At 63.6% G+C, this 15,520-nt stretch carries 14 protein-coding genes; 3 read left to right on the top strand and 11 right to left on the bottom strand.

Annotated features, from left to right (window positions below):
* Positions 1–79 precede the first annotated feature (79 nt).
* The 10 genes from WMW70_RS17385 to bioB form a co-directional block, all read right to left on the bottom strand.
* Positions 80–1,876 carry an acyl-CoA dehydrogenase C-terminal domain-containing protein gene (locus tag WMW70_RS17385; protein ID WP_341438713.1) on the bottom strand — a complete coding sequence of 599 codons (1,797 nt, stop codon included), beginning with the start codon at positions 1,874–1,876 and terminating at the stop codon, positions 80–82.
* A gap of 110 nt (positions 1,877–1,986) precedes the next feature.
* A complete protein-coding gene (locus tag WMW70_RS17380; protein ID WP_341438712.1) occupies positions 1,987–3,276 on the bottom strand; it encodes a GGDEF domain-containing protein in 1,290 nt (429 codons plus the stop codon).
* Between the two features lie 254 nt (positions 3,277–3,530).
* The gene (locus tag WMW70_RS17375; RefSeq protein WP_341438711.1) at positions 3,531–5,336 is read right to left on the bottom strand and encodes a phenylacyl-CoA dehydrogenase; all 1,806 of its coding nucleotides are present in this window, start codon (positions 5,334–5,336) and stop codon (positions 3,531–3,533) included.
* 165 nt (positions 5,337–5,501) lie between these two features.
* Positions 5,502–6,275, bottom strand: a complete 774-nt coding sequence (locus WMW70_RS17370) for a putative metalloprotease CJM1_0395 family protein (RefSeq protein WP_341438710.1) — start codon at positions 6,273–6,275, stop codon at positions 5,502–5,504.
* A gap of 63 nt (positions 6,276–6,338) precedes the next feature.
* Positions 6,339–6,638, bottom strand: a complete 300-nt coding sequence (locus WMW70_RS17365; RefSeq protein ID WP_341438709.1) for a hypothetical protein — start codon at positions 6,636–6,638, stop codon at positions 6,339–6,341.
* A gap of 96 nt (positions 6,639–6,734) precedes the next feature.
* The gene (gene bioD, locus WMW70_RS17360) at positions 6,735–7,424 is read right to left on the bottom strand and encodes a dethiobiotin synthase (RefSeq protein ID WP_341438708.1); all 690 of its coding nucleotides are present in this window, start codon (positions 7,422–7,424) and stop codon (positions 6,735–6,737) included.
* A gap of 83 nt (positions 7,425–7,507) precedes the next feature.
* The gene (gene bioC / locus WMW70_RS17355; RefSeq protein ID WP_341438707.1) at positions 7,508–8,314 is read right to left on the bottom strand and encodes a malonyl-ACP O-methyltransferase BioC; all 807 of its coding nucleotides are present in this window, start codon (positions 8,312–8,314) and stop codon (positions 7,508–7,510) included.
* A gap of 111 nt (positions 8,315–8,425) precedes the next feature.
* Positions 8,426–9,157 carry an alpha/beta fold hydrolase gene (locus tag WMW70_RS17350; RefSeq protein ID WP_341438706.1) on the bottom strand — a complete coding sequence of 244 codons (732 nt, stop codon included), beginning with the start codon at positions 9,155–9,157 and terminating at the stop codon, positions 8,426–8,428.
* Positions 9,150–10,331: an 8-amino-7-oxononanoate synthase gene (gene bioF, locus WMW70_RS17345; protein WP_341438705.1), complete on the bottom strand. Its 1,182-nt coding sequence runs from the start codon at positions 10,329–10,331 to the stop codon at positions 9,150–9,152. The genes WMW70_RS17350 and bioF overlap by 8 nt, the downstream gene beginning before the upstream one ends.
* A gap of 110 nt (positions 10,332–10,441) precedes the next feature.
* The gene (gene bioB / locus WMW70_RS17340; RefSeq protein WP_341438704.1) at positions 10,442–11,497 is read right to left on the bottom strand and encodes a biotin synthase BioB; all 1,056 of its coding nucleotides are present in this window, start codon (positions 11,495–11,497) and stop codon (positions 10,442–10,444) included.
* Positions 11,498–11,576: 79 nt separating this feature from the next.
* On the opposite strand from bioB, the gene WMW70_RS17335 reads away from it, so the two are divergent.
* The 3 genes from WMW70_RS17335 to rarD all read left to right on the top strand — a co-directional run bounded on the left by WMW70_RS17335 (position 11,577) and on the right by rarD (position 14,602).
* Positions 11,577–12,311 carry a ComF family protein gene (locus WMW70_RS17335; protein WP_341438703.1) on the top strand — a complete coding sequence of 245 codons (735 nt, stop codon included), beginning with the start codon at positions 11,577–11,579 and terminating at the stop codon, positions 12,309–12,311.
* Between the two features lie 117 nt (positions 12,312–12,428).
* Entirely contained in the window at positions 12,429–13,403 is a 975-nt protein-coding gene (locus WMW70_RS17330) for a serine/threonine protein kinase (RefSeq protein WP_341438702.1), read from the top strand.
* A gap of 305 nt (positions 13,404–13,708) precedes the next feature.
* A complete protein-coding gene (gene rarD / locus WMW70_RS17325; RefSeq protein ID WP_341438701.1) occupies positions 13,709–14,602 on the top strand; it encodes an EamA family transporter RarD in 894 nt (297 codons plus the stop codon).
* Positions 14,603–14,991: 389 nt separating this feature from the next.
* Here the strand turns inward: rarD and WMW70_RS17320 are convergent, their stop codons facing one another.
* Positions 14,992–15,510 carry a glycine cleavage system protein R gene (locus WMW70_RS17320; RefSeq protein ID WP_341438700.1) on the bottom strand — a complete coding sequence of 173 codons (519 nt, stop codon included), beginning with the start codon at positions 15,508–15,510 and terminating at the stop codon, positions 14,992–14,994.
* Between the last annotated feature and the right edge of the window lie 10 nt (positions 15,511–15,520).

The raw sequence follows: 15,520 nt of genomic DNA, 5'->3' as shown, positions 1-15,520 counted from the left end.
TCGTTTGTTAGGCTAACGAGCGCCTTAATAACGGCAAAACCCGCCGGATGGCGGGCTTTGCCTGGGTTACAACCGCCTGTCAGAGGGCGAAGTGTTCGGCCGGCAAACGCATCAGGCATTCGCTGCCTGCCTCGGCACCGGCCAGGTGGGTGGCGGTGCGCGGCAACAGGCGCTTGAAGTAGAACTCGCAGGTGGCCAGCTTGGCCTGGTAGAACGCAGCATCAGCCGCGCCCGCCGCCAGCTTCTGCTCGGCCACCAGGGCCATGCGCAGCCAGAAGTACGCCAGGATGACGTAACCGGAGTACATCAGGTAATCCATCGACGCCGCACCGACTTCATCCGGGTTCTTCATCGCCGCCATGCCGATCTTCTGGGTCAGCGCGCCCCACTGCTGATTCAGCGTCGCCAGTTGAGCGACATAGCCCTTGAGCTGCGGGTGCTCGGCCTGGGCCTCACAGAACTTGTGGACGATCTTGGTAAAGCCGCGCAGCAGCTTGCCCTGGCTGCCGAGCACCTTGCGCCCGAGCAGGTCGAGGGCCTGGATGCCGTTGGTGCCTTCATAGATAGGCGCAATGCGGCAGTCACGGACCAGCTGCTCCATGCCCCACTCGCGGATAAAACCGTGGCCGCCGAATACCTGCATGCCATGGTTGGTCACCTCCAGGCCGGTCTCGGTCATAAAGGCTTTGCAGATCGGCGTGAGGAAGGCCAGCAGGTTCTCGGCCTCTTCACGCTGCTCGGCGCTGTCACCGCGGTGCGCCTGATCGATCAGCTGCGCGGTGAAATAGGCCAGGGCACGGTTGCCTTCGTTAAACGCCTTCATGGTCAGCAGCATGCGCCGCACATCAGGGTGCACGATGATCGGGTCAGCAACTTTATCCGGTGCCTTCGGCCCGGTCAGCGCGCGCATCTGCAGGCGCTCGGTGGCGTACTTGATCGCACCCTGGAAGCTGGTTTCACCCAGACACAGGCCCTGCATGCCGGTGCCCAGGCGTGCGTGGTTCATCATGGTGAACATGCAGTTGAGGCCCTTGTTGGCCTCGCCGATCAGGTAGCCGGTGGCGCTGTCGAAATTCATCACGCAGGTGGCCGAGGCCTTGATGCCCATCTTGTGTTCGATCGAGCCGCAGCTGACGCCATTGCGTGCGCCGGCCTGACCTTCAGCGTTGGGCAGGAACTTGGGCACGATAAACAGCGAGATGCCCTTGGTGCCGGCCGGCGCGTCGGGCAGCTTGGCCAGCACCAGATGCACGATGTTCTCGCTCATATCGTGCTCGCCGGCGGAGATAAAGATCTTGCTGCCGCTGACCGCGTAGCTGCCGTCGGCCTGGGGCACGGCGCGGGTCTTGATCAGGCCCAGGTCAGTGCCGCAGTGGGCTTCGGTCAGGCACATGGTGCCGGTCCAGCGACCTTCGGTGAGCTTGCTCAGGTAGGTCTGCTTCTGCGCTTGCGTGCCGTGGGCGTGAATCGCCGACATCGCGCCGTGGGTCAGGCCGGGGTACATGCCCCAGGAGGTGTTGCTCGCGCCGACCATTTCGCTGATCAGCAGACCAAGGGAATGCGGCAGACCCTGGCCGCCGTAGGCCGGGTCCGCCGCCAGGCCATTCCAGCCGCCCTCAACGTACTGGGCAAAGGCTTCCTTGAAGCCCTTGGGTGTAGTCACCACGCCGTCGTTGATCTGGCACTCCTCTTCATCGCCGGAGCGATTCAACGGGGCCAGCACCTGCTCACAGAACTTCGCACCCTCGGCGAGGATTGCGCTGACCATATCCGGGGTGGCGTCGCTGGCCCCCATCGCGGCGTAGCCGGCATGAAAGTCGAAGACCTCGTCGATCAGAAAGTGCATATCGCGCAGGGGGGCTTTGTACTCGGGCATGCTGGCATCTCCGTCAGCTAGAGCGTGGATTAGCCCTCTACGCTACGGCTGATACAGCGCACCAACAATCACAGTGCAGATGCTGAATACACTGTCATTAGCCGGCAGCCTCAGTTGCGCGAAGCTTCCAACCTGACCGCCCCGCGCCGCTGGCCATGACTGCGCACGCAGTTACGCCCGGCACTCTTGGCGTTATACAGCGCCTGGTCGGCAGCCTTGAGCACCTCTTCCGGGCTGCGCTGTTCCAGCCCGCGCTCGGCCACGCCCATGCTGACCGTCACCGACACCTGACTGGCCGCGCCGCCGGCCCGCCGCGTCCGGCCCTGCTTGTCGTCCTGCGGGCGCTGCTGCTTGTCGCGCAGCTGGATGCGATAGGTCTCGATGACCTGGCGCACCACCTCAAGGTGCGGCAGGCACTCGTCGAGGGTCTTGCCGGGAAATACCAGGGTGAATTCCTCGCCGCCATAGCGGTAGGCCTTGCCCCCGCCGCCGATCTTGCGCAGCTGAGCGGCGACCAGGCGCAGCACCTGATCGCCGACATCGTGACCGTGGGTGTCGTTGAATTTCTTGAAGTGATCGACGTCGGCCATGGCGATCACATAGCTGCGACCCAGGCGCTGCAGGCGTTCATTCAAGGCGCGCCGCCCCGGCAGGCCGGTGAGTTCGTCACGGAAGGCCATCTGATAAGCCTCATGCGCCACCGCGGCGACCAGGATCAACATGATCTGGCTGCTCATCACATTCAGCGCATTGGGCAGGATAAAGGTGTTCGGCAGCATCCACAGCAGCCCGCACAGCCCCAACAGCTGCGCCGCGTGCAGCGGCCGTGGCGCGCGCAGGTACTGCACTGCCAGCAGAATCAGACCGAGGACAAATACCGGATAGGCCAGCTGGATCAACGCCAGCCACTCGACCTGCAACGCCGGCCAGCGCACCAGCGACAACCAGTGCAGCAACGCCTCGGGAAAGCGCTGCGCCAGGCCCACCGCCACCGCACCGACCGCCAGCAGAACGGCGGCACGGGCGATCAGGTCCTGCAGCAGATGGGTGCGTTCCTGCCAGGCTGCATACAGGCTATAGAGCAGCGGCAGCAACAGGCTGCACAGATGGAAGATCAGCGCCGCATCGCTGCGCACCTGCCCCGTGGCGCGGAAATGATCGACCTGGGTATCCAGCAGAAAGTAGCCGAGGTACAGCGTCAGCAGCAGAAACACCTCGCGCTGACGGCCATACACCAAACAGAACGCGCCACCGAGCAACAGCAGCAGGGTGGGCAGCACATTGAACAGCGAGGTGAAGAACTCGCTCAGCACCGCCAGGCGCGCCAACAGCAAGCCGCCGAACAGAAGCAGCAGCGAAGGCAGAAAATGGCCAAAGCGCACAGCAGCAAAACGCGACAAGACGGGCTCCGCTCGGCGGCGAAAAGTGGATAACGCCACGCAGTTTGCCTGTAACGAGCGCGTTGCGCACGGTACCTCGCAGGCAAATCGACAAGCTGTTTAAGACTGTTTATGTGCCCAAATAAAAAACTGTCTGCAACAGTTTTTTAACGTCGCGCAGCGACGGCCCGAAGGGTGACCGCCAGGGATGGCGGGCATAAAAAAACCGCCACCCCAAGGGGCAGCGGTTTTTCAGACCTGGAAAGGACTAAGGCTTAGTAGCCCAGGGCGAAGTCTTCTTCGGCCATGTCCATCAGGTTGTTGGCACCAGACAGCATGGCTTCAACGTGCGCACGGGTGCGCGGCAGGATGCGCGCGAAGTAGAAGTTGGCGGTCTGCAGCTTGGCCTTGTAGAAAGCCTCGTCTTCAGCGCCAGCAGCGATCTTCTCGGCAGCCAGGCGAGCCATGTCAGCCCAGAAGTAAGCCAGGCAGACGTAACCGGAGTACATCAGGTAATCCACCGAAGCGGCACCGACTTCTTCACGGTCCTTCATGGCAGCCATGCCCACTTTCATGGTGATGTCGCCCCACTCCTTGTTCAGCTTGGCCAGCGGTGCAACCAGCGCTTTGACAGCGTCGTTACCTTCGTTGGCCTGGCAGAACTTGTGCACGATCTTGGTGAAGCCTTTCAGCGCTTCGCCTTGAGTCTGCAGCACTTTACGGCCCAGCAGGTCGAGTGCCTGGATACCGGTGGTGCCTTCGTACAGCATGGAGATACGGCTGTCGCGAACGTTCTGCTCCATGCCCCACTCGGCGATAAAGCCGTGGCCGCCATAGATCTGTACGCCGTGGTTGGCGGCTTCGAAGCCAACTTCGGTCATGAAGGCTTTGGCGATCGGAGTGAGGAAAGCCAGCAGCGCGTCGGCTTGCTTCTTTTCGGCTTCGTCTTTGCTGTACTTGACGATGTCGACCTGCTTGGCGGTGAAGTACACCATCGCGCGGTTGCCTTCGGCGAAGGCCTTCATGGTCAGCAACATGCGACGCACGTCCGGGTGGACGATGATCGGGTCGGCCGCTTTGTCCGGGGCTTTCGGGCCAGTCAGGGAACGCATCTGCAGACGCTCGCGAGCGTACTTCAGACCACCCTGGAAACCGATTTCGGCGTGAGCCAGACCTTGCAGTGCAGTACCCAGGCGAGCCGTGTTCATAAAGGTGAACATGCAGTTCAGACCTTTGTTGGCCGGGCCGATCAGGTAACCGGTAGCACCGTCGAAGTTCATCACGCAGGTGGCATTACCGTGGATACCCATCTTGTGCTCGAGCGAGCCACAGGAAACGGCGTTGCGCGCACCGATGTTGCCGTCAGCGTTGACCGAGAACTTCGGCACGATAAACAGCGAGATGCCTTTGGTGCCTTGCGGCGCGTCGGGCAGGCGGGCCAGCACGATGTGGACGATGTTATCGGCCATGTCGTGTTCACCAGCGGAGATAAAGATCTTGGTACCGGAAACCTTGTACGAACCATCAGCCTGAGGCTCGGCCTTGGTACGCAGCATGCCCAGGTCGGTGCCGCAATGCGGTTCGGTCAGGCACATGGTGCCGGTCCACTCGCCGGATACCAGCTTGGTCAGGTAGGTGTGCTTCTGCTCGTCGGTGCCGTGCTCGGCGATGGTGTTCATCGCACCGTGCGACAGGCCCGGGTACATGCCCCAGGACCAGTTGGAGGAGCCAACCATTTCGCTCAGCACCAGACCCAGGGACTCGGGCAGGCCCTGGCCGCCATGGTCAACGTCGTGGGCCAGGCTCGGCCAGCCACCTTCAACGTACTGCTGATAGGCTTCTTTGAAGCCGGTAGGGGTTTTCACGCCTTCCGGGGACCAGGTGCAACCTTCAGTGTCACCTACACGGTTCAGCGGCGACAGCACCTGCTCACAGAACTTGGCACCTTCCTCAAGGATGGCGCTGACCATGTCCGGAGTAGCGTCCTGGCAGCCAGGCAGGCTCTGATAATGCGCTTCGTAGCCGAGCAGTTCGTCGCGTACGAAACGGATATCGCGCAAGGGGGCCTTGTAATCAGGCATAGCGGTTAACCTCTGCGGTGGATTCTTAGTGTGTAGGTGACCGGATATTCGGTCGTTTTCGGGAGCAATCCCGGCGCTCGCATGCCCCTTGGCAATCGAGCGAATCAAACAAGCGTTTGAAACATACGTTTATGCCTATTTAATGTCAAGCACCCCGCCCTTCGATTATGCAAGCAGATCTATCGCCGGGGTCGCTTCGCCCAAGCCGCCGAGTTGCCGATACAGATCAAGACTAGGTGGCGCTGGCCGTTCTTGCCGGGACGATGCGGCGGATTCCTCCCGGTCGACCGCCTCCTCGCCCGGCTCTGCGTCCTCGGCGCTGGACTCGCGAGCTGACTGTGCTTCAGTGCGGCGCTGCTCGGCCAGTTCGACACGGGCCTGGGTCATCTGCGCCTGGGCCTGGGAGGCAACGCGCAGATCCTGGGCGGAAGGCTCCGCCGGGGCCAGGGCGGCGCGCAGAACGATTTCCATCTTGCGCAGGGTGGCTTCGGGATTGTTCGGCACCGCGCCCACATCGATGCTGACTTCGCCGCCCACGGCATAGCGTTTGCCATCCGGGCCACGCGTAAAGGTGTAGGTCGGCGCACCAGCGTAGCTTCCGCCCACGGCCGAGTGGGCCTGTTCATGGGCGCGCACCTCCTGGTCGCGGCCCACCAGCTTGGCAATTTCCAGTTGCTCGAGGCGCTCCTGCTGCGGGCTGGGTTCACCTGCGCGGCTTTTGCCTTTATCGGCATTGGCCGCGGAGTCGGCGGGCTTATCGGCTTCTTCACGGGCAGATGCCGATTGCTCATCGGCCAGGGGCTGAGCAGCGTTTACCTGTGCCTGGGCGGCGCGGCTGCTATCAGTGGCGGTATCGGGAGGACCCGCGGGCGTGGCAGGGCCGGCCGGCAGGGGGGCTGCTGCTGGCGCGAAATAGGACGATGCGCCGCCAATCTGCATGTATCACTCCTCGCCCCACGCACCGATCAACAGGATTGCCCTGAACCGGCCGAGGCAAGTGACTCAGGCGCTGGTATCGATCAGGGTGCCCAGCACTTCATCGGCCGTTTTCACCAGCTTGGCCCCGGCGGCTGCCTCGTTCTGGCCCTGACGCAGCGCCACCAGGCTTTCCGCCAGATCGGGACGCGACTGCTCGGCCGAGCTGGGCGCGGGGTTGACCTGATTGGCCGGCGGCGTGGAGCTTGGCTGCAGCGGTGGCGTGGCGGCATTGCTGGCAATATCGGCCGCGGCCTGGTCGACCCGGCGCTGGCCAGATTGAATGGTACTGATGCCCGAATTGAAGGCGTTCCCCGAAATTTCCATGCCCAGACTCCTGCGATCACAACACACTGACATTCTGCATTGAAGCAGATGCGGCTGGAAAAACGTACAAGCAAAAGGCTATGGCAGTAAGCCCGCTTATAGCGCGAGGTCCAGAATGTCCAGGTTCAGATAGTCGGAAACCGCGGCCGGCGTGGCCTGCTCCAGGCGCGGTACATAGCCCAGACAGGGTGCCGGCAGGCGCTCGGCCAGAGTCGCCAGATTGTCGTGTAGCCGCGAGGTGTGCGGGTCGACCAGATTGGCCACCCAGCCGGCCAGGGGCAGACCATCACGGATAATGGCTTCGGCCGTGAGCACAGCCTGATTGATGCAGCCCAGACGCACCCCGACCACCAGAATCACCGGCAACTGCAGCGCTATCGCCAGGTCCGAGAGTGTCGCCTGCCCGGCCAGGGGCACCCGCCAGCCGCCCGCACCTTCGACCAGGGTCAGGTCCGCATGTTTGCCCAGAATCGCCTGCACCGGCCCGTGCAGCGCCGCAACATCCAGCAATACACCGGCTTCGCGGGCGGCCAGGTGCGGAGCGATGGCTGGCTCGAATGCCAGCGGATTGACCTCTTCATAACGCAGCGCCAGGGTGCATTCGCCCAGCAGCGCCAGGGCATCATCATTGCGCAGGCCATCCGCCGTGCGCACGCAGCCGGAAGCCACCGGTTTGGCCGCCGCTGTGGACAGCCCGGCCAGCCGCGCCGCATGCAGCAGGCCGGCGGCGATGGTGGTTTTACCGATTTCCGTATCGGTACCGGTGACGAAAAAGGCTGCGCTCATAGCAACTCCATCGCGACAGGTTTTGCCGGCGCTGTAGCCAGGATAGGGGTATCGATACCGGTAACGAAAAAAGCAGTGTTCATCTAGGAAATGTCCTTACGCAGTACGCCGTAGACCACCTGATAGGTCGCCGGCAGGCCTCGGGGCTGGCGGAACCGCTCATAGGCATTGAGCAGCGCCAGCATCCGCGCGCGCCCGGTCAAACCACCCGGCCGGCCGGGGTTGAGGTTGTGGGCACCCAGGGCTTTCAGCTCATGGGTCAGGCTGCGTACGTCCGGGTAGTACAGGGTTTCCGGGGCGGTCTGCAGACTCAAACGCGTCAGGCCGCTGCCGTCGCACAGGCGCTGATAATCCTCGAAGTGGCGAAAGCGATTGACGTGAACAAAGCCATCCACCGCCTGCCAGCTGTCACGCAGCTCCTGCAGGGTGCCGACACACAGACTGCTAAAGGCCAGCACGCCACCCGGCTTGAGCACGCGTTCGGATTCGCTCAGTACGGCGGAAAAATCTGCACACCACTGCAAGGCCAGGCTGGAAAACAGCAGGTCGCAGGATGCATCGCGCAGCGGCAGGCGCTCGGCATCGCCGGCAATAAACTGTTGCGCGCCGCCCAGTGGCCGGGCGTGGCGCAGCATGCCTTCGGCGATATCCAGGGCCACGCCCTGGCTGGCCGGAAAACGTTCACCCAGGGCGCGGCTGAAATGGCCAGTGCCGCAGCCCAGATCCAGCCAACGCTCAGGAGTAATGGCAGCGGGCAACCGGGCCAGCAACTGCTGGCCGACACTGCGCTGCAAGGCCGCGACACTGTCATAGCTTTGCGCCGCGCGGGAGAACGAGGCGGCCACCTGGCGTTTGTCCGGCAGGCCGCCAGCCTGGAAGGCTTCACTCATTGGCTGGCCTCGACGTAGGGTGCGCCGTGCGCACCATAGATCCACCACGCACGCAGGGTGCTGCCATAACGGAGATTGATGCGGTGCGCACGGCACACCCTACGAATCGTCTCAATCATCGCCAGCCTCATGCAGAAAGGCCTGGATCGCCGCCGCCACTTCATGGGGGCGCTCCAGGGCGAAGGCGTGGCTGGCGTGATCAATTAAGCCAATTTCCACATCGGGCAACAGTTCGAGCAGCGCCGGCGCGGCCCCCGCAGGAACCAGGGCATCGGCACCTGCAAACAGATGCAGCTGCGGGCCGGCAAAGGCCTGCACTGCAGCCCGGGTATCCAGGACAGCGAGCAGATCCAGCCCGGCCAGCAGAGTCTCGGATTGCGCCAGCGGAGCCGCGCCGAGCAACTGCCGCGACAGGCCGCGGGCATCCGCCGCACCCTGGGCGCAGAGCAGGGCAAAACGCTTCAGGGTCGCGGCCGCATCGGCGGCGCAGCCCTGACGGAAGGCCTTAAAGGTCTCTGCTGGCATGGCTGCGGGCCAGCCTGGCTCGGCGACAAAACGCAGATTGCTGGCCAGCGTCAGCAAGCCGCTGCAACGTTCGCCCCGGCGCGCCGCCAGTTCGGCCGCCAACATGCCACCGAGGGACCAACCGCCAAACCAGGCGTCCTGTGGCAGGTTGGCGTCCAGCTCATCCAGCCAGTCGACCGGATCACTGGAATCCAATAAGGGCAGCGGTTCGATCTGCACCTGCAGACGTGGATCGAGGCCGCGCAAGGCACCTGCCAGAGGCTCAAGAGGAACGGTGCCGAGGCCCCAACCGGGCAGCAGAATCAGCCGATCACGCATGACCTGCGCCCTCGTCAGCCAGCAACGGCCAGCACTCGGCCAGGGCTTCCAGCAGCGATTCCAACTGCTCCAGGCTATGGGCAGCGGACAGGGTCACCCGCAGGCGGGCGCTACCAGCCGGCACGGTGGGCGGACGAATCGCGGTGACCAGCAGGCCGCGTTCACGCAGCATTTGCGACAGCTGCATGGCGCGACCGCTGTCGCCGATCAGGATCGGCTGGATCGGCGTGGCGCTGTCCATCAACTCCAAGCCGATCGCCTGAGCGCCTTCGCGGAAGCGCTTGATCAGGGCATCTAGATGTTCGCGCCGCCAGTGCTCGCTGCGCAGCAGTTCCAGGCTCTTCAGGGTGGCGCAGGCCAGGGCCGGCGGCTGGCTGGTGGTGTAGATATAGGGCCGGGCGAACTGCACCAGGGTCTCGATCAGTTCCTCGCTACCGGCGACAAAGGCCCCGGCGGTGCCGAAGGCCTTGCCCAGGGTGCCGACCAGCACCTGCACATCGTCGACGCCCAGGCCGAAGTGCTCGACGATGCCGCCGCCGGTAGCACCCAGCGGGCCGAAACCGTGGGCGTCGTCGACCATCACCCAGGCATTGGCGCGGCGCGCTTCGGCGCACAGCGCCGGCAGATCGGCCAGATCGCCATCCATGCTGAATACGCCATCAGTAACGATCAGAGTGTTTCCAGTCACTTTGCGCAGGCGGTTGGCCAGGCTGACCGCATCGTTATGCAGATAGCGGGAAAAGCGCGCGCCGCTGAGCAGGCCGGCGTCCAGCAGGGAGGCGTGGTTAAGCCGGTCCTCCAGCACGCTATCGCCCTGCCCGACCAGCGCGGTGACCGCGCCGAGGTTGGCCATATAGCCGGTGGAAAACAGCAGCGCGCGTGGCCGCCCGGTAAATTCGGCGAGGGCTTCTTCCAACTGGTGATGCGGGGTGCTGTGGCCGATCACCAGATGCGATGCGCCGCCGCCCACACCCCATTTCTGCGCACCGGCGCGCCAGGCCTCGATCACCTGGGGGTGATTGGCCAGGCCCAGGTAGTCGTTGGAACAGAAGGCCAGCAGCTGCCGGCCATCGACCTGAACCAGCGGCCCCTGCGGTGATTCAAGCAGGGGGCGTTGGCGATAGAGGTTGGCGGCGCGGCGCTCGGCGAGGCGAGTGGCAAGATCGAAGGGCATGCAAGCCTCGGAAAAAGCAGCGATGTAGGAGCGAGGGAGGGGACGCCTAGTTCCATTCCCGCGAAGTGCTCGCAGCCTTCGCGGGCATGGCCCGCTCCTACCTGGGGAAATCAGACCGCGGCGTTATAGAACAGCTTGGAATCGCGCTGTTCGACCAGGGCCTGCTCGATGGCGGCCTGGTGCACTTCGTCGGCATGCTCCTGGCGCTCTTCCGGCTTGATACCGAGGCGGGCGAACAGTTGCATGTCCTGATTGGCTTGCGGATTGGCGGTGGTCAGCAGTTTCTCGCCGTAGAAGATCGAGTTGGCACCGGCAAAGAACGCCAGGGCCTGCATCTGCTCGTTCATCGCCTCACGGCCAGCGGACAGGCGCACGTGGGACTGCGGCATCATAATTCGTGCCACGGCGAGCATGCGGATAAAGTCGAACGGATCGACATCCTGCTCGTCGGCCAGCGGTGTGCCCTGCACTTTCACCAGCATGTTGATCGGCACCGACTCCGGATGCTCTGGCAGGTTGGCCAGTTGGATCAGCAGGCCGGCGCGGTCGTCCAGCGACTCGCCCATGCCGAGGATGCCGCCGGAGCAGATCTTCATCCCCGAGTCACGCACATAGGCCAGGGTTTCCAGGCGGTCAGCGTAGGTGCGGGTGGTGATGATATTGCCGTAGAACTCCGGCGAGGTGTCCAGGTTGTGGTTGTAGTAGTCCAGACCGGCGGCAGCCAGGGCCGCGGTCTGCTCCTTATCGAGCTTGCCCAGGGTCATGCAGGTTTCCAGGCCCAGGGCCTTGACCCCTTCGACCATCTTCAGCACATAGGGCATGTCCTTGGCCGAGGGATGCTTCCACGCCGCGCCCATGCAGAAACGGGTGGAACCGATGGCCTTGGCCTCGGCGGCCGCCTCCAGCACCTTCTGCACTTCCAGCAGTTTTTCCTTTTCCAGACCGGTGTTGTAGTGGCCGGATTGCGGGCAGTACTTGCAGTCTTCCGGGCAGGCACCGGTCTTGATCGACAGCAGGGTCGAGACCTGTACGCGGTTGGCATCGAAGTGCGCACGGTGCACGGTCTGCGCCTGGAACAGCAGGTCGTTGAAGGGTTGCTCGAAGAGCGCCTTGACCTCGGCGAGGGTCCAGTCGTGACGCAGGTTGGCGGCGGTGGTTGCGCTCATCGGTAATTCCTTATTGTTGGCTGCGCCCTGCTAGATTCAGCAGACGCACACGGATGTTCGGCATAGTTATGGAAGGCTTATGCGCTGTCAACCCAGCAAGACCAACCAGGTTTACAACTGGTTAAAAAACAAACAGCACTGCCTGCTCTGCGACGAAGCCGCAGACGGCGCGCTGGCCATCTGCACCAGCTGCGAGGCCGAGCTGCCCTGGCTGGGCGGGCATTGTCAGGTCTGCGCCCTGCCGCTACCCAGCCACGGTCTGGTGTGCGGAGCCTGCCTGAAGAAGCCACCGAGCTTTAGCAAGGTCGAGGTGCCCTGGCGCTACGCATTTCCCATCGACAGCCTGATAACCCGATTCAAGCACCAGGCCAGGTGGCCATTGGGACGTCTGCTCGGCGAGCTTTTGTCACAGCATTTAGTGCACGCCTTCGATGAGGGGCTGCCGCGCCCCGACCTATTGCTGCCCGTGCCCCTGGCAAGCCGCAGGCAACGCCAGCGCGGCTTTAACCAGGCGGCGATGCTCGGCCAATGGCTGAGCACCGCCCTGCAACTGCCCAGACAGGACGCCTGGCTGCAGCGGGTGCTCGATACGCCGGCGCAGCAGCAACTGGATGCCGCCACGCGCAAACGCAACCTGCGCAAGGCTTTTGCCCTGGCATCGGAAAGCGCAGTCGCCGGCCGGCATATAGCCCTGGTCGATGATGTGCTGACCACCGGTGCAACCGCCGAGAGCCTGGCGCGTCTATTAAACAAAGCCGGCGCGGCCCGGGTCGATGTGTACTGCCTGGCGCGCACGCCAAAGCCAGGTGACTGACACCCCGATTCGCGGTGATGGGTATCGCTACGCTCAACCGCATCCTACGGCACGCCCAAATCCCGCCCGGCCATGCAGAAGCGCTACACTCTGCGGCCAATTGTTCCGGAGTCGCCCATGTCCCATCCCTTTGCCGCACTCACACCCGACCTGGTGCTGGATGCCGTGGAGAGCATCGGCTACCTCAGCGACGCCCGCGTGCTGGCCCTCAACAGTTACGAGAACCGCGTCTATCAGGTGGGCATCGAGGATGAGACGCCGCTGATCGCCAAGTTCTACCGCCCGGATCGCTGGTCTGACGCGGCGATTCGCGAAGAGCACAGTTTCACCTTCGAACTGGCCGAGTGCGAAGTGCCGGTGGTCGCGCCCCTGGTGCGCGATGGCGAAACCCTGTTCGAGCACGCCGGCTTTCGCTTCGCCCTGTTCCCCCGCCGTGGCGGCCGCGCACCGGAGCCGGGCAACCTCGACCAACTGTATCGCCTCGGCCAGCTGCTCGGCCGTCTGCATGCGGTGGGCTCGCTGCGCCCCTTCGCCCATCGCGAAGCCTTGCAGGTCAGTAACTTTGGCCACGAATCCCTGGCCACCCTGCTCGATGGCAACTTTATTCCACGCAGCCTGCTGCCGGCCTACGAATCGGTGGCCCGCGACCTGCTCAAACGCCTGGATGCGCTGTTCGCCGCCAACCCGGTAAAAGCCATCCGCCTGCATGGCGACTGCCACCCCGGCAACCTGCTATGCCGCGACGACACCTTCCATATGGTCGACCTCGATGATTGCCGCATGGGCCCGGCGGTGCAGGACCTGTGGATGATGCTGGCGGGCGAGCGCCACGAGCGTCTCGGCCAACTATCCGAGCTGATGGACGGTTACCAGGAATTTCACGACTTCAACCCACGCGAACTGCCACTGATCGAAGGCCTGCGCAGCCTGCGCCTGATGCATTACAGCGCTTGGCTGGCGCGGCGCTGGGACGATCCGGCGTTCCCCATCAGCTTTCCCTGGTTCGGCAGCGAGCGTTACTGGGGCGAGCAGATCCTGATCCTGCGCGAGCAACTGTCGGCCCTGGATGAAGAGCCGCTAAGGCTGTTTTGACACACCCTGGGTAGCCCGGAGGCAATCCGCGAATGGTGCCCCGGATTGCATCCGGGCTACAGGCCTGACGTGTAGGGTGCGCCGCGCGCACCAAAAGCCCTAGGCCCATGCACTCCGTAGCCTGGATAGGCGCAGCGCAGTCCGGGCTACAGGGCTGAGCACTACAGTTGCCCGTTTAGCCGTAACGTCTTTGTTACAGCTAACTGGCTTATGGCATTGAAGAAAAACCTGCCCGCCCAGACAAGCCCGCGCCGCCCCGACTAGAATCCTAGGTCTTTAGTTAGCAGCCTAAGCAAGGACCCTCCATGGCCACCGCCAACCCGCGCCGCGGGTATATTCTCGGCCTGACCGCCTACATTATCTGGGGCCTGTTCCCGCTCTATTTCAAAGCCATTCAGGGCGTGCCGGCGCTGGAAATCATCGTCCATCGCGCACTCTGGTCGGCGCTGTTCGGCGCGCTGTTGCTACTGGTATGGAAGCATCCCGGCTGGCTGCGCGAACTACGGAGCAACCCCAGGCGCTTCGCCGTGCTGGCCCTGAGCGGTGTGCTGATCGCCAGCAACTGGCTGGTGTATGTGTGGGCGGTGAATAACGAGCGCATGCTCGAAGCCAGCCTGGGCTACTACATCAACCCGCTGGTCAATGTGCTGCTGGGCATGCTGATTCTCGGCGAGCGCCTGCGCCGCCTGCAATGGCTGGCGGTAGGCCTGGCCGCCCTTGGCGTGGCGCAGCAGGTGTGGCAACTGGGCAGCCTGCCCTGGGTGTCCCTGGTGCTGGCGCTGACCTTCGGTTTCTATGGACTGATCCGTAAACAGGCACCGGTCGCCGCCCTGCCCGGCCTGGTGGTGGAAACCTGGCTGTTGCTGCCGCTGGCACTTGGCTGGTTGCTGCTGAACCCCGCGGCGATGAGCACCCAGGCCGACTTCTGGAGCACCCCGGAGGCGCTCTGGTTGATCGCCGCCGGGCCGATCACCCTGGTGCCGCTGGTGTGCTTCAACGCCGCCGCCCGCCATCTGCCCTACACCACCCTGGGCTTTCTGCAGTACCTCGCGCCGACCCTGGTACTGCTGCAGGCGATCTTCCTGTTCGACGAGCATTTCGCCCCCAGCACCCTGCTGGCCTTTATCTGCATCTGGGCCGGCCTGGCGCTCTACAGCCTGGATGCCTGGCTCAGCCTACGCAAACGTCAGGCGGTATAAAAACGGCGGAATGCCGTATGGCGGTATCAGGGGCATGGGTAGGGTGCGCCGTGCGCACCAACTCTGGGTCGAACTTCAACTTCAGCGGCGGATTCTCGGTGCGCACGGCGCACCCTACAAAGTCCGGCCATCCACCCTTAGCGGCGAGCCAAGGGCATCAGGGCATCGCCTAAAAAACAACCAATCCCATGCAGCGGGCGCAGCGCCTGCGCTGCAGCCAGTTGCCCCCGGCTTATCCACAGAAGCATCCCCGGCCTCTGTGCACAACCAGTTGCTAAGTGCTTAAAAAATAAGCACTTAGCAAAAAGCCCCGGGGCACTAGGTCGTGCTCCGGGGCTCCTCATGCTACCCACAGAGTTATCCACATGGAGCGTGGATAACACTCGATGTTAGTCCTCGGTCTGCAGCTTTAACTCCACCATCAGGTCATCGGCCAGGGTTTCCAGGTGCGTCTGCAGCTGCTCCAGGCTCAGGCTCTGCGGTACGCCCAGCACAGCCTGGGCCTGGAACAGCAGCTCGCCGCTCATGGGTGCGGGGACCACTTCGGTGTTCAGGCTTTCCAGGTTGACCCCATGGCTACTGAGCAGACGGGTGATGTCGCGCACGATGCCCGGACGGTCATTGCCCACCAGCTCCAGGCGAATGGCCTGCCAGACGGTCGCCGGCGCGGTACCGCCTGCAGCGATCTGCACACGGATGCCATGGGCCTGCAACTCCTCCAGCGCCGTGACCAACCCGGAGTGCGCATCCAGCGGCACATCGACCCGCAGGATCCCGGCGAACTGCCCGGCCATGCGCGACATGCGGCTTTCCAGCCAGTTACCGCCGTGCTCGCTGATGCACTGGGCGATACGCTCGACCAGGCCGGGCTGATCCTGGGCGATTACCGTCAATACCAGATGATCCATATGCAACTCC

This window comes from Pseudomonas sp. XK-1 (assembly GCF_038069885.1).
Lineage (GTDB): Bacteria > Pseudomonadota > Gammaproteobacteria > Pseudomonadales > Pseudomonadaceae > Aquipseudomonas.
This window is presented reverse-complemented; position numbering and strand designations above follow the sequence as displayed.

Bases quoted from the DNA above. Each gene is read 5' to 3' on its own strand.
- bioF (WP_341438705.1), bottom strand. From the start codon at position 10,331: ATGCCCTTCGATCTTGCCACTCGCCTCGCCGAGCGCCGCGCCGCCAAC.
- bioD (WP_341438708.1), bottom strand. From the start codon at position 7,424: ATGAGCGCAGCCTTTTTCGTCACCGGTACCGATACGGAAATCGGTAAA.
- bioC (WP_341438707.1), bottom strand. From the start codon at position 8,314: ATGAGTGAAGCCTTCCAGGCTGGCGGCCTGCCGGACAAACGCCAGGTG.
- WMW70_RS17350 (WP_341438706.1), bottom strand. From the start codon at position 9,157: ATGCGTGATCGGCTGATTCTGCTGCCCGGTTGGGGCCTCGGCACCGTT.
- WMW70_RS17365 (WP_341438709.1), bottom strand. From the start codon at position 6,638: ATGGAAATTTCGGGGAACGCCTTCAATTCGGGCATCAGTACCATTCAA.
- WMW70_RS17375 (WP_341438711.1), bottom strand. From the start codon at position 5,336: ATGCCTGATTACAAGGCCCCCTTGCGCGATATCCGTTTCGTACGCGAC.
- bioB (WP_341438704.1), bottom strand. From the start codon at position 11,497: ATGAGCGCAACCACCGCCGCCAACCTGCGTCACGACTGGACCCTCGCC.
- WMW70_RS17330 (WP_341438702.1), top strand. From the start codon at position 12,429: ATGTCCCATCCCTTTGCCGCACTCACACCCGACCTGGTGCTGGATGCC.
- WMW70_RS17385 (WP_341438713.1), bottom strand. From the start codon at position 1,876: ATGCCCGAGTACAAAGCCCCCCTGCGCGATATGCACTTTCTGATCGAC.
- rarD (WP_341438701.1), top strand. From the start codon at position 13,709: ATGGCCACCGCCAACCCGCGCCGCGGGTATATTCTCGGCCTGACCGCC.
- WMW70_RS17335 (WP_341438703.1), top strand. From the start codon at position 11,577: ATGCGCTGTCAACCCAGCAAGACCAACCAGGTTTACAACTGGTTAAAA.
- WMW70_RS17320 (WP_341438700.1), bottom strand. From the start codon at position 15,510: ATGGATCATCTGGTATTGACGGTAATCGCCCAGGATCAGCCCGGCCTG.
- WMW70_RS17370 (WP_341438710.1), bottom strand. From the start codon at position 6,275: ATGCAGATTGGCGGCGCATCGTCCTATTTCGCGCCAGCAGCAGCCCCC.